We start from the raw sequence: 13,917 nt of genomic DNA, 5'->3' as shown, positions 1-13,917 counted from the left end.
TAACGAAAGGGGAAATTGCCATGCAGCATGCAAGCGTATTAGTAGAGGATAAGCAGTCATTATGGAACAAGGTTCCGCAGGTCACGATTTTTTTCTGGATCATCAAAATTATGGCCACCACTGTAGGGGAGACCGCCGCTGATTATCTTAATTTTAATTTGAAATGGGGATTGACCACTACGACATTGGCGATAACAGGGCTGCTCATCGTGGCCTTAATTATTCAAATGTCCGCGACGACCTATATCCCTGCCGTATATTGGCTGACTGTGGTGCTAATCAGTGTCGTTGGTACGTTAATTACTGACAATCTCGTCGATAATCTGGGCGTTTCACTGGAAACAACAACTATTTTCTTCTCTATAGCGTTGGCTGTAACCTTTGTTGGCTGGTATGCGAGCGAGAGGACTTTATCGATTCATTCCATTACGACGAAAAAACGAGAGGCCTTTTACTGGCTGGCTATTCTCTTTACCTTTGCGCTGGGAACCGCGGCCGGCGATCTGGTGGCCGAAAGCATGGATCTGGGATACCTGGTCTCCTCGGTGATTTTCGCCGCTGTTATTGGAGCTGTTACCTTCGCGCATTTCCGTCTAAAGCTTAATGCTGTCACCGCATTTTGGATTGCGTATATATTGACCCGGCCAATGGGTGCATCACTTGGCGATTATTTGTCACAGCCCCGCGTCGAAGGTGGACTTCAGCTCGGCACGACCGGAACCAGTATTATATTTATCGTAATCATTCTAGCACTGGTCGCTTATTTGACGAAATCCAAGAGGGATCAGATTTCTCGATAAGAGCCCGATAAGCGAGAAGCGCTTAAGATTTATTTAATAGACTTTTCACGGTGAGTTTAGAAGTATCCCTTAGGCTTGATTATGTAAGACAAATTTAGTTGTGAAGGGAAGGAAAGAAGATGAAGAAGAAATGGCTGTTAACCGGAAGTGCAGTAGGTATTAGCGGCGCCGTTATGTTGGCTACGGGAATTACCGCGTTTGCGGGAACCTCGGGATATGAAGATTATAAAGCTGCACTGAAAAACACCGTGCAAACTATGGAAAGTGTAACGGTACAGGCTGATGCCGTCCTGAAGGATAACGGGACGCTGCTTAGCCAGGCCCAGTCCAGCTTGAAGGCAAATCTGCAAAACGAAGCGGTCAGCGGTACGATCAAGATTACGGGTAAAACAGGTTCACAGCATATTAGCCTCTATAATCAGGCTGATGGACAAGTCTGGAAAAGCGATTCTTCAGACACTTATTATATGAAGCGAGACAAAGCAGAGAAGGATGATCAGGAGAAAGGAAAAGAAACGAATGATGGAATCTGGTTCAACAATCAGGAAGAGACGGTAATCGACGCACTAATCGGCAACTTGAAAAATCAAATTACATCGCATTCGCAATCTGATGGGTCCAAGACGATATCGCTGCAACTGGAGAATGCGCAAATCCCGGCTGTAGTACAAGCTCTCGCTCCTGTCGCTTTCAAGCATTTGTCGGATCAATCTGATAAGGGAGTTGAACTAGACAGCAGCAATAAAGCTCAGCAAAACGATGCAGAGGATCTATTCCAGCTTAACGTCAAAGATATCGCTCTAACGGAGGCTGTGCAAATTCAAAGCATCCGCTTGAATGCGCTCATCAGCCCGGCCAATGAAATTCAGAGGCAGCAACTGGAAATTACGTTTACTGGCAAGGATGCGCAAGGGGTTTCTCATACATTGACCGGAAGTGTAGATATCCAGTTATCCAATGTGAATGAAACAACACCAGATTCAATTGATTTGAGCGGAAAAAAAGTGCAGCAAGTTCAGGGTGACCATATAGGCAGACACCACGAATAAACGAAGTGTTAGATAACGATCACCTGAAGAAGCGGATAAGAACATAATGTTCTTATCCGCTTTTTTATGACGCGCTATGTTTATTGGCTTTGGATAAGCGGCTGGACAATGCCAGGGTCAGGAATCGTATATCCCTGGGGCAGAGATTTAAGAATAGGATTCCATACGGCTTCGTCTACAGGGAGTGAAGGGTCCAGCGGCAATCTGAAGATTGAAGCGAGAGCTTTGGCAGATTCGCTGGCTGGAGACAATATTGGATGGTTAATGGAAATTTTCCGCCTGTAACGGCGAATTCGTCTTACTTTCTTTTTCTGGCGATGTGTCTGCTTCTTCTTCTGAATTTTCGCCTTCTTGTTCCGGTAACGGCTGAACGTCTTTTTCTTCGCGCGTTTCTCCATTTTTTGCGCCTCCTTCGCGGAATCACTTTAATGGTTTCCTGCTCCACCCGATGAACCTCGGGTGCAGGTTCAATAGCTTGAACGGGATACTTGCTTCGTGCCGTATTATAAAGATCCATTACACGAGAGGTCATTGCCGGCAAGGACCAATGTTTCTCACCGTATGCCTTAGCTTGATTCGCCATGCTGCTTAATAAAGAAGCATCGTCTAGTGCCGTTTTCAAACAGGCATACAGCTGATCGATATCGCCAGCATGAAATACAAGGCCATTCCATAAATGGGTGACCATTTCCGGTATTCCTCCTGCATTGGAAGAAATGACCGGTCTTCCTGCGACTTGCGCTTCTATGATGGCAAAAGGCTGGTTATCCTGCATGCTCGGCAGAACAACAAAATCAGCGAGTCGAATCAATTCAGGAATATCGCTGCGGTTCCCTAAGAAAAGAATATGATCTTTGAGTCCAAGCTGGTCTGTTAATTGCATCATCTCTTCTCGAAGGGCGCCATCCCCAACCAGCCAGCAGATCCAGTCTGCCCGTTCCTCTTTCAGCTTAGCGAAAGCATGAATGAGATGGGTATGGCCTTTAACGACATCAAATCTTGCCGGGCATATGAAAACTTTCTCCGCCGTGGGCTTCACAATTGCTGAAGTACGCAGCATCTGTTGTTGGAACTGTTCAATATCTATACCATAATGGCTGACTAGAAGACGCTCCTCCGGCACGTTGAAATCTTCCATCAAAACCCGTTTCAGCCATTGCGACGGTGAAATCGTTATATCGCTTACAGTCGCGCCTAAGGATTCACGCAGAGCGGAATAATGCCAGAGCGGAGAACTGGTAGTCTGGTCTGTCAGTCCTAATGTCTTCAATCGAACAAACCATTCCTTCGTCAGGCAGCCATGAATGGTCGTTACTAGTGGCGTATTAGGAGGCTTAACCCGTGACATAGCATGAGCGCTTACGATGTCTTGCGCATGGATGAGGTCGTATTCGGACAAACCGCAATATGCCGCTGCTGCTTCGAAGCAGTATCTTTCAATTTCACTTTCTATAATCCACGGGTCCGTTCCCGGAAGCTGCTGCTCCAGACTTCGGACTGCTTGATCGGCTATAAGCGGCTTGAGCTTGCCTTTGTCAATCATCATCTCTTTGCCTGGAATATAATAGCCCTGTCCATCAGGCGTTGGAGAGAAGATATCAACGAGATGACCAGCGCGCTGCAAGCCTTTGACCAGTTGGTTAATATACGTGTTCACGCCGCCGGCATGAGGCAATGACCAGCTGCAGGCAATTAAGATTCGCATCGATAGGTTTCCTCCGATTGGTCCGTCGTCCCCATATCATATGAGTATTGCAGGGTAAAGTTAACGTACATCAACCTATTTATGCGCCGAACTTGAATAGGCAAAAGCCCGTATCCTTATAATCGCCTCTATAAATTCCCCGGTTCACCCTAGTAAAAAATCCGCCTATATCTCTTACTACCATCTACTTCGTGACACTCTACCATTTTTTACTAAAATAGACACAACACTAATGCAGCTTTGATTGATTGGCGTATGATGCTAGAAGATCAAGCAAAGGAGCTGTAAATGTTATGGAGCATACCCCTAACTACAAAATTGCCATAGTTGGCTTGGGGTACGTCGGACTTCCATTGGCCGAACTGTTTCTCGAAAGGGGAAACACCGTGTACGGCATCGATGCAGATGAACGCAAGATTGATATGCTGCAGAAGCGTCAATCCTATCTTTCCGACTACAACAAAAACGATATCCGGAAGCTTTTCAAACAAAATAGTTTTCATGTCGGCAGTTCCTACGAGGTTATAGAGAAAGCTGATGTCATCATTTATTGTGTGCCCACTCCGCTGGATGAGCACCACCAGCCCGATCTGAAATATGTGACAGGCGCAGCGCAAAGCTCGCTGCCTTATTTGCGAAGGGGTCAGCTTGTTGTACTGGAAAGCTCTACATTTCCCGGAACGAGTGAGGAGAAGCTCAAGCCGATTCTGGAATCGACTGGACTGCATATCGGCAAAGATATCTTTCTCGCATATTCGCCAGAACGTATCGATCCCGGTTCGAAATGGGAGCTTCCGCAAATTCCTAAAGTAGTGGGAGGTCTAACGGCTGCTTGTACAGCTTATGCACAGGAAGTCTATGGATCGGTATTTGACCGGGTGGTTGTCGTATCTTCTCCGCGTGTAGCCGAGATGACAAAGCTGCTGGAAAACTGCCAGCGTTTTATCAATATTTCGTTTATGAACAGTCTGCTGAAAATGTGCGAAGAATTGGATATCGATCTATGGGAAGCTATCGAAGCAGCAGGCACGAAACCGTTCGGATTTACGAAATATTATCCCGGTCCGGGCATTGGAGGACATTGCATTCCGGTTGACCCTCTTTACTTGTTATGGAAGGCACGGGAGCATCATATGGAGCTGCCTTTCATTGAGCTCAGCCATCAAGTCAATGAGGGAATGCCAGGTTATATTGTGGAACGGATTTCGAAGAGTCTGCAGCCCAAGCAGTTGAAGGAGAGCAGCATTCTCGTCATTGGCGTTACGTATAAGAAGGATGTTAATGATATGAGAGAATCCGTCTCGATTCCGATCATGGAGCTGCTGCAGCAATCCGGCGCCAAAGTAGCGTTTTTCGACCCTTATGTGAAGGCTCTGAATATCGGCAGCACGCTTCTTCAAGCAACACCGCTTACAGCTAGAAATATGAAAAACTTTGACTGCACTTTAATTCTGACGGATCACTCAAATCTTCCTTACGAATTGTTAATCGCACATACTCCCATTGTCATTGACACGCGCAACGCTACTGGAAAAATAGCAAATCGTAAGAACGTTATTTTACTATAAGGAGGGAAGTTCATTGAAAATAGTAGTAACAGGCGGTGCAGGATTTATCGGTTCTCATCTAGTGGAGCAGCTGTTGAAAGCTGGCCATACCGTATGGACGCTTGATGATTTCTCGAATGGACGGCCCGAGTTTCTATCCAGCCTGAAAGACGAGAAGCGCCATACGCTCATTCAAGGCTCTGTTCTGGATCGAAAGCTTCTTAAACGATTAATTGACAAAGCGGATGCCGTCTGTCATCTTGCCGCTGTACTCGGCGTCAAAAATACAGTAGACGATCCCCTCAAAGTTATAGAAGGCAATATTGACGGGACTCGCAACGTTCTGGAGCTGGCCTATCCTCGCAATGCGAAAGTTATTTTCTCATCAACTTCTGAAATCTATGGCAAAAACGAGATCGTACCGTTTCATGAATTGTCCGATCGCTATTATGGCGCACCATCCGTTCACCGCTGGTGTTATGCAACAGCAAAGTCACTGGATGAACATATGTGCTTCGCTTATTCCTCCAAAGGACTTCCTGTCACAGTTCTCCGCTATTTCAACGCATATGGCCCAAGGCAGACGAATTCGCAATATGGGGGGGTTGTTCCTCGCTTTATTACGGCCGCTCTACGCGGGGAGCCTTTAGAGGTGTATGGGGATGGAACACAGATGCGCTGCTTCACCTACGTAGACGATACGATACAAGGCACCATAGCCGCTATTAATGCCAAAACCAACGGCTTAGCTATAAACATCGGATCCAACCGCTCCATTACAATTAACGAGCTCGCGCAGCTGATCATCAAGCTATGTGATTCCAATTCTCCAATCGTTACGAAAAGCTATGCTGAAGCTTACGGCCCGGGTTATGAGGATATGCCAGCGCGTCAGCCGGATTTGACACGAGCGGCATCCTTGCTGGGTTATCAGCCATCGGTCATTTTGGAGCAGGGACTCAGCCAGACTATTGCTTGGTATCGCGGCCGGTCTTAAACGGATATTTTGCACCCAAATGGAGAGTGAACCATGAGAATTGCACTTGTTTCGTATTGGTGTGTTCCTTACACAGGCGGAGTATCGACCTATGTCTTGGCGCTGCGGCAGGGGCTGGAAGCGAGAGGGCATGAGGTGGACATAATCTCACATGATGGTACCGGCCTGAACTATCACATCATTGATAAAGGTAAATCGATGGATAAGATGACATTGTTGAACCCCATTATGCAGGAAATTCATTCCAAGTATAATGAGAAATCACTTCACTACGACCCGTGGCTTGCTCAAATGAAAGGGGAACAAATTGCTTTCAAGCAAGCATTGTCCGCTTTCTCTCTAGCAGGATACGATCTGATTCACGCGCAAGACGTCATTTCTGCAGCCAGCGCTTATGAAGTTAAGCCTCAGGGTACGCCGTTAATTGTTACGCTTCATGGGAAGCTTGCCGCCGAATGGCAGCTGCAGAAAGTCATCACCGCCCAATCTCCCGCTTGGCACTGGGCAAATGCGCTTGATCATTATGGCAGCACCGTCGGTGATCGCTATATCGTTCCGTCAAAATGGCTGAAACAGCAATATAAAGAAGCCGTGCGCTCTGGAAAGCCTGCGTTCGAAATCATCCCCTACGGGTTCGATACCTTATCCTTTGTACGTCAATCCGCAAGCCTGCCGCCGGTCACGCCGAAAAATGGAGGGAAGCTGATTCTTTGTCCAGCGCGATTGGATGCGGTAAAAGGGCATAAGGTATTGCTGCAGGCGCTTGCGCTTCTCAAGAAGAGCCGGACGGATTGGGTTTGCTGGCTCGCTGGAGACGGCCCGCTCCGCGCAGAGCTTGAGCAATTGAGAAATCAGCTGCAGTTGCAGCATCATGTACAGTTTCTTGGACATCGGAATGATATGGCGGCTCTCTTGAAGGAAGCGGACATCGTCGTCCTTCCTAGTATTCATGACAACCTGCCTTTTGCCATTATGGAGGCACAGACAGCAGGCAAGGCTATCATCGCTTCAGACACAGGTGGGATACCGGAAATGATTGCGGATGGAAAAACCGGTCTGCTGTTCCCGCCTGCCCGAGCAGAAAAGTTGTGCTTGCGAATCAATAAACTGTGCAATGATGATTCGCTTCGAAAGCGGCTTGCAAATGATGCCCGCTATTATGGACTTAGACAATGGCCTCTCTATCGAATGATTGAGCGTACGGTTGATCTCTACGACAATGCACTGCAATCAAAGCCGGGTTATGGCGGATGAAGATCCTTCTTGCGACGTACTGGCTGCTGCCGCATGTCGGCGGCGTCTGGGTATATATACAGGATTTAAAAGCCCGATTAGAAAAACTCGGACATGAGGTAGAAGTATTAGCAAGGCATCCTGATGACAAAAGCTATTATATTCTCAATACAAATAGGCGAGTAGAGAAAAAATATTTCAAGCAGCTGGTTAGTCGGGAAATAAAAGCAATCTATGCATCTCAACCTAAACCGATTGATCCTTGGATCGTTGATCAAGAGATCGAATTTTGTTGCTATGCCCTGGCAGCAGCTTATTTCGGATTGCAGCATTATGATTTGATCCACACGCAAGATGTTATCTCATCCCGGGCGCTCTGGCAGATTAAACCGGAGCATGTTCCGTTAATCAATACCATTCATGGATGTCTAGCTACCGATTATATCGTGTCCCTTGAAGGTAAGGCGCCTTCCGCAACGATTTGGAAATATGCATGTGCCAGAGAGTATTACGGCGCAACTTCAAGTGATTTGGCTATTGTTCCGACTCATTGGCTGCAGCGGACGCAAGGCGGTTATATGGTTCCGCAAGCGCATATGAGAGTCGTTCCTTACGGGCTGGACATTGAAAGCTATTCCTGGAGAATGAATCAAGCAACGTCTTTAAGCTTGCCTTCAAACGTTCGTATCCTTGTCTGTCCGGCACGGCTGGATAAAGTAAAGGGACATAGCTGTTTGCTGGATGCTTTGTACAAATTGAAACAGCTGAGGAGCGACTGGATCTGTCTGTTTGTAGGTGATGGAAATCTTCGATCGGAGCTGGAAGCCAAGGCTGCACGTTTGGAGCTGCAGCATCATGTCAAATTTACAGGAAGCAGAGCCGATGTTCCCGCAATCTTGCAGCGCTCCGATATCGTTATTCTTCCGAGTCTGAATGACAACCAGCCTTATGCTGTAATGGAAGCGCAAATCTCGCGAAAGCCGATCGTCGTCTCCGATGCGGGAGGCATTCCGGAGATGGTAACGCACGGCCTCACCGGGTTAATGGCAAGAGCAGGGGACAGCGATGAGTTGTCACTCTACCTGCTCTGCTTGCTGGAAAATGAGGCACTACGCCAAAGCGTAGCTTCAGGCGGCTACAATTGGGGGATCTCGCAATGGTCGATTCACACGATGATTGCGCGGACAACTGCACTATATACAGAGCTTCTCAACAACCGGGGCATACGCAAAGTCAGTCATCCTCCGAAGCATCCAGGCCGGCATGGCCTGGGAATCTGCACATGGCTGCGGACAAATCAGAACATGTATATTCCAAGCGCTTATTCTATTGTCGACGACCATATTGTCGGTTCGATTTTATTCTAAATTATATCTAGAAAAGAAGGAGGCATCAGAATGGCCAATAGTCAAATCACCCCTACAGGACCGCAGCAGGAGCCTTCTATTGCGCTTAACTCTTTAGATCAGAGCACAATTGTCGTTACGACGAATGATTTGCGTTCCGGGAACAATATGACAACAATCTATCGATCTATTAATGGAGGAGGCTCATATACGCAAACGCTGTTGTCGCCTCCTGCAGGCTTTGCCGCATCAGGGGATGGTGTCGCCGCTTTTGGCTATCCCAATATCTTTCTAGTTGCAGCAACGGCGCTGAATGTAAATCCTGTGCGCGACTCCTCCATCATTGTTTATCGGTCTACTGACAATGGCGCTACCTTTTCAACTCCTGTTATCGTTAACCAGGGGTTTGGCGTATCTGTCTATAATGATAAACCGGCGTTAGACATCGATACGGCAAACGGGAGTCCCTATCTTGGTCAGGCGTATATTGCTTATACTCGCTATTACAACAATTTTACCGGTTCGGAAACGTTGTTTCAAAGGTCACTTGATCAGGGATTAACTTGGTCAACGCCCATTTTATTGACCAATCAGGTACAGGGTGTGACGAGCTTCGGATCGACAATCGCCATTGGTCCGCAAGGCGACATCTATGTGGGATGGATGCAATATGGCCCAGGAACTCCGCAATTTCTGATGCGAAGATCGCTTGACGGAGGCGTCACCTTTGAACCCATTACTACAATCAGCACCGTTTCGCTCGTATCTACACCGCTGCCGGTTCCGACCTTTGGCTTTCGTGTACTGACAATCGCTTATTTGGCGGTGGATATCTCGCCGTTTAATGGTCAAGGCATCGTTTATGCCGTGTGGCAGGATAACCGGACCGGCAGTGCGCATATTTTCCGTTCACGTTCAACGAACAGAGGCGTGTCTTGGTCGGCTTTACAGCAAGTTGATGATAGTCCAGCTGGCACGCAAAACTTTCTGCCCAACCTAACCGTTTCACGTGACAATGGCGGGGTAAAGGTTATGTATTATACAAACCGCGTCACCAGCTCGCTGTTGGATGTATTTCTGGCGGAGTCCAATGATGCCGGGACCACATTCTTACCTAACCGCCGTGTAACAAGCGTTTCTTTCGATCCGAATGCAGACCCGTCGCTTGGCGAACCTACACCATCAATTGGCGATTATAACGATCTGGTTGTGAATGCTGCCGGTACTCCTATTATAGTGTGGATGGATACCCGTACCGGATCTCAATTAATATTTCAAGACCTTTAACATAAAGAGCGATCAGCTTCTATTGTCATAGAGAGCTGATCACTCAGTTACTATCAAATGTGAAGGGATTTACAGATAAACAATTCCGTCAAAATGTACTGGCCCAGTAATCGTAGCCGAGTTTTGACCGATATGCTCTACAGTGAGCGCATACTGCTGGAAGGTGCCAACAAGCGGAACCGAAGCTGTTTCCGTATGCTGAAAGGAAGTTGTGAAATCCAGAGGAACCCAGGGGCCTTCTGTAGCCGTTCCTAAGAAGGCGGAGTCCGTCGTTTGAAAAACAACCGGTGCCGGGGCGCCTATGCCTCCGCGCCTTATTCGAAAAAGCAGCTTTGGCACAATATTCAACAGCAGCAATTGCGCTTCCCAGCCAATTGTGGCCTTTAATTCAATTCGGTTGCTAATATTGTTAATCTGAAGAAAGAGAGAGGTTAGAAGAACTTCCGATCCTGGAGAAATGATAAAGGGAAGGGAGCCCGTACCAACTGCAACCTCTTGGTATTGGTAATCTACTATTGTAACTGTCATAAGTAACACCCCCTCTCCGAAGCCCTTCTTATAGTAGATTCAAAGATGAGGCAGGATGCCATGTACAGCTATACCGGAAAAATGACGGGATACGACCATTTTCAAGTTAATGGAGGATGAAAGAATGGATGAAGAAATCGATCAGATGGAACGAATGTATGCGACTTCCTTCGACGATGTGATGCTGGATCATCATTATCGTTATCATTACGCTACACGATTTATCCGTGAGGGAGATTTCATATTGGATGCAGCTTGCGGTTCCGGTTATGGAACGCATTATATGGCCGAGCACTCATCATGTTCGATTGCAGTTGGAGTGGACCGTTCCGATCATGCGTTAGATTGGGCTGTTGACTATTTCTCTCATGCCAAAACCGTCTATTTAAACAGTGACTTGACCGGCCCGTTTCGCGATGATCTGCCTATTCACTGGTTCGATGTCATTACTTGCTTTGAGACGGTGGAGCACTTGAAGGAAGATCAGGCATTTATTAAAAAGCTTTACGATGCCTTGACTCCAAACGGCATTCTTCTCATCTCCGCACCCAACGAGAACGTAATACCGTATTTGGAAAATCCTTATTATTTAAATGGGGTGAACCCGTATCACTACCGTCATTACCGTCCCAATGAGCTGAAGCGGCTGCTGCTGAATTGCGGATTTCGAATTCAGCAAGTGCTGACCCAGGATAATGACACGTATGAGCTCATTCCCGGACGCACCGACGGATTCTCGACGGTACTCGTAGCAGTTAAGTAATGATTAGAGCAAGGCTTTCTACAAACATTAAAAGCCGATAAAACTGCTAAGCATTAGAGATTTATCGGCTTTTTCACGTCCTATTAAATAAAATTAACGCTGAAAATAATGCTGGCAGGTATACGTTAACCCTTCTGTTAAGCTGACCTGCGGACGCCAGCCCAGTATCTGCGCGGCTTTGGCATTGTCAAGGCAGCTGTCTCGAATATCGCCTGCGCGTTCGGCGTCATAATGAATGTCAACGTTCCCGCCGTGAATTGTTTTTACCGTATGCATTAAGCTGTTAATTGAAGTTCTTAGTCCGGTACTGATATTGATCGTTTCTAGATGACCCTGATCAATAGCAGCTATATTGGCATGAACAACATCCTGGACATAAATGAAATCCCGGGTCTGCTCACCGTCGCCATGTACGAGAAGAGGAAGACCTTTTGCCAGCTTGTTCATCGCAATTGCAACGACTCCGCCCTCTCCTTTAGCACTTTGAAGAGGACCATAAACGTTGCTGTAACGCAATATCGTATAGTTCATGCCGTACAGCTGATGAAATAAACGAATATAGCGTTCGCCCGAGTACTTGGAGAGCCCGTAATAGGAAATCGGAGCAGGGGTGTTGTTCTCCCAATTCCGTTCATCATTAGTCTCTCCATATACAGCAGAGGTAGAAGAGAAAATGATCTTGTTCACACCAGCTTGCTGGCAAGCTTTCAGGAGCCGGACCGTTCCGACGATGTTGACACTGGAATCGAAGGCAGGGTCGGCCAGTGAAAGTTGAACATCTACCTGTGCCGCCATGTGAAAGATAACATCAGGACGTACCGTTTCAATAATTGTGCAGCTGGCTTCGCTATTTATATCTTCAACATGCAAGGTTGCGGCAGGATTCACTTGAATTTTGTTCCCGGTCGATAAATTATCAATAACATGAACTTCATCACCGCGCTGGATCAGCGAATTCACAAGATGAGAACCTATAAATCCAGCTCCTCCGGTAACTAACGCTTTCATCACTCCACTCCTCATTAAGGCGATATGCATCATAGTACGCGCTATACAGAGATTGGAAAGATGTATTTACCCTGTAGGTGAGAGCCAAATTATTGATTGAGGGCTATAAGGATATGGCGAGAGGAGGAGGGAGGAGTAACACGTCGTCGAGTGTCGTAATGTCTTTGTTTTATTGTAATTTGCGTAAACGGTTTCGCAACTTCCTCAATGGTAATTCACCCCTTGATTGGGAGGATTATCAGCTGATTTCTTCCGGGGAGCTTCACAATACAAATCATTGCAGTCGATCAACCATCCACTAGCTGTTCATTGAAAATGCTCAAATTCATCCAAAAAAACCTAGTTAGTGTGATGTAATATGACATATATGAATCGATATTTTAATGTAAATATCAAAAATGTATCATAAACCTTACGCAATAGAGTTACATCTACAAAATGTAAACGTTTTATTTTCTAATTTTCGAAAAAACCTATTGTAATCTGATTTGGCATGTACTAATATAAAGCTAGAAATTGCGTAAACGATTTCGCACTTTGACATCATAGCTAAATTTATTTCACAGACAATGAATGAATGGTAATTGCGGAAACGTTATGACAACCTTTTTGAGGAATGAGGTAGCTATGTTTAACAAGGAAATCACGATTAAAGACGTAGCAAAGCACGCCAATGTGTCCGTAGCTACTGTATCCCGGGTCATGAATGGACGGGATCGTGTAAGTGATGCAACTCGGAAGAAAATATTAAAGATTATCGACGAGTTGAATTTTGTACCGAATACGATGGCAGCCTCTATGGTTAATAAAAAAACCAACATGCTCGCCGTCGTTGTACCGGAAATCCAGAATCCATTCTATACCGCAGTCATTGGAGGGATGGTGGAGGTAGCGAAGAAAGAAGGCTTCTTCACAATGGTCGTTGCGACGAATAGTGACGAGGCGGAAGAGGATGAGTTTTTCGACAGCTTTCTGGGGAAAAATGTAGACGGCATTATTCTAATCGGTACACATAAGGATGCTGAGTTTTACAGGAATATCCGCAAGCCTACTATTCTGGTCGACCGCTACATTAATGATTGCGGCCATGACGGCGTCTTAATTGACAACTTCCGCGGAGCCTATGAAGCGACCAGGCATTTTGTGGATTATGGTCATGAACGTATTGCCATTATTGACGGGGCGCATGATTTCAACGACGGCAAGGATCGTTACTGGGGTTATCATCAAGCGATGCATGAAGGCGGCCTGACACCAAATCCCAAGTACCACAAACAGGGAAATTGGCTAGAGGAGGACGGTTACCGGTTTACGATGGAGCTTATGCGATCTGAACAGCCGCCGACCGCCATATTCGCAGCCAACAACGTAATCTGCACTGGCGCGATCAAAGCGATTCGTGACTTGAATCTCCAGATTGGAGAGGATATTTCATTAATTGGCTTCGACGACAATGAACTCGCCGGCTTTGTTCAGCCCCGAGTGACTGTCGTGAGCAGACCGACTAGGGAGATGGGGATCCAAGCGGCAGAAATGCTTATCCAAAAAATTAAAGGCGAGCCATCCGAGCAGACAAAGCTGAAAAAGGTAGTATTGGACGTTGAGCTAATGAAATACGGCTCGGTCAAAAGGCTAAAGGCGTAATCTCAGGGGG

The 13,917-nt window shown here is 46.6% G+C and carries 12 protein-coding genes; 9 read left to right on the top strand and 3 right to left on the bottom strand.

Features of this window, described 5'->3' with window-relative positions:
- Positions 1 to 20: 20 nt before the first annotated feature.
- Together ACFVVF_RS03630 and ACFVVF_RS03625 are read left to right on the top strand one after the other, a co-directional pair.
- Positions 21 to 800 carry a COG4705 family protein gene (locus ACFVVF_RS03630; protein WP_387805468.1) on the top strand — a complete coding sequence of 260 codons (780 nt, stop codon included), beginning with the start codon at positions 21 to 23 and terminating at the stop codon, positions 798 to 800.
- A 119-nt stretch (positions 801 to 919) separates the two neighbouring features.
- Entirely contained in the window at positions 920 to 1,849 is a 930-nt protein-coding gene (locus ACFVVF_RS03625) for a hypothetical protein (RefSeq protein ID WP_387805466.1), read from the top strand.
- A gap of 298 nt (positions 1,850 to 2,147) precedes the next feature.
- On the opposite strand, the gene ACFVVF_RS03620 is transcribed toward ACFVVF_RS03625, so the two are convergent.
- Entirely contained in the window at positions 2,148 to 3,554 is a 1,407-nt protein-coding gene (locus ACFVVF_RS03620; RefSeq protein ID WP_387805464.1) for a glycosyltransferase family 4 protein, read from the bottom strand.
- 293 nt (positions 3,555 to 3,847) lie between these two features.
- On the opposite strand from ACFVVF_RS03620, the gene ACFVVF_RS03615 reads away from it, so the two are divergent.
- The 5 genes from ACFVVF_RS03615 to ACFVVF_RS03595 are packed head-to-tail and all read left to right on the top strand — an operon-like array spanning position 3,848 to position 9,964.
- Complete coding sequence (locus ACFVVF_RS03615; protein ID WP_387805462.1) at positions 3,848 to 5,122, top strand: nucleotide sugar dehydrogenase; 1,275 nt, start codon at positions 3,848 to 3,850, stop codon at positions 5,120 to 5,122.
- Between the two features lie 13 nt (positions 5,123 to 5,135).
- Positions 5,136 to 6,098 carry an NAD-dependent epimerase/dehydratase family protein gene (locus ACFVVF_RS03610; RefSeq protein WP_387805460.1) on the top strand — a complete coding sequence of 321 codons (963 nt, stop codon included), beginning with the start codon at positions 5,136 to 5,138 and terminating at the stop codon, positions 6,096 to 6,098.
- Between the two features lie 33 nt (positions 6,099 to 6,131).
- A complete protein-coding gene (locus ACFVVF_RS03605; protein WP_387805458.1) occupies positions 6,132 to 7,352 on the top strand; it encodes a glycosyltransferase family 4 protein in 1,221 nt (406 codons plus the stop codon).
- Positions 7,349 to 8,698, top strand: a complete 1,350-nt coding sequence (locus tag ACFVVF_RS03600) for a glycosyltransferase family 4 protein (RefSeq protein ID WP_387805456.1) — start codon at positions 7,349 to 7,351, stop codon at positions 8,696 to 8,698. The genes ACFVVF_RS03605 and ACFVVF_RS03600 overlap by 4 nt, the downstream gene beginning before the upstream one ends.
- A 30-nt stretch (positions 8,699 to 8,728) precedes the next feature.
- Positions 8,729 to 9,964 carry a sialidase family protein gene (locus tag ACFVVF_RS03595; RefSeq protein WP_387805455.1) on the top strand — a complete coding sequence of 412 codons (1,236 nt, stop codon included), beginning with the start codon at positions 8,729 to 8,731 and terminating at the stop codon, positions 9,962 to 9,964.
- 69 nt (positions 9,965 to 10,033) lie between these two features.
- On the opposite strand, the gene ACFVVF_RS03590 is transcribed toward ACFVVF_RS03595, so the two are convergent.
- Positions 10,034 to 10,492, bottom strand: coding sequence for a hypothetical protein (locus tag ACFVVF_RS03590; protein ID WP_387805453.1), 459 nt, complete (start codon positions 10,490 to 10,492; stop codon positions 10,034 to 10,036).
- Between the two features lie 124 nt (positions 10,493 to 10,616).
- Between ACFVVF_RS03590 and ACFVVF_RS03585 the strand changes: the two genes are divergently transcribed.
- Positions 10,617 to 11,255 (top strand): class I SAM-dependent methyltransferase, encoded by a 639-nt coding sequence (locus ACFVVF_RS03585; protein ID WP_387805451.1) that lies wholly within the window; start codon positions 10,617 to 10,619, stop codon positions 11,253 to 11,255.
- 93 nt (positions 11,256 to 11,348) lie between these two features.
- Here the strand turns inward: ACFVVF_RS03585 and ACFVVF_RS03580 are convergent, their stop codons facing one another.
- Positions 11,349 to 12,263, bottom strand: a complete 915-nt coding sequence (locus ACFVVF_RS03580) for an NAD-dependent epimerase/dehydratase family protein (RefSeq protein WP_387805449.1) — start codon at positions 12,261 to 12,263, stop codon at positions 11,349 to 11,351.
- Between the two features lie 627 nt (positions 12,264 to 12,890).
- Here ACFVVF_RS03580 and ACFVVF_RS03575 point away from each other — a divergent pair.
- The gene (locus ACFVVF_RS03575) at positions 12,891 to 13,907 is read left to right on the top strand and encodes a LacI family DNA-binding transcriptional regulator (protein WP_387805447.1); all 1,017 of its coding nucleotides are present in this window, start codon (positions 12,891 to 12,893) and stop codon (positions 13,905 to 13,907) included.
- The last annotated feature ends 10 nt before the right edge of the window (positions 13,908 to 13,917 follow it).

Origin of the sequence: Paenibacillus sp. NPDC058174 (assembly GCF_042883865.1) — a bacterium.
Taxonomy (GTDB): Bacteria; Bacillota; Bacilli; order Paenibacillales; family Paenibacillaceae; genus Pristimantibacillus.
This window is presented reverse-complemented; position numbering and strand designations above follow the sequence as displayed.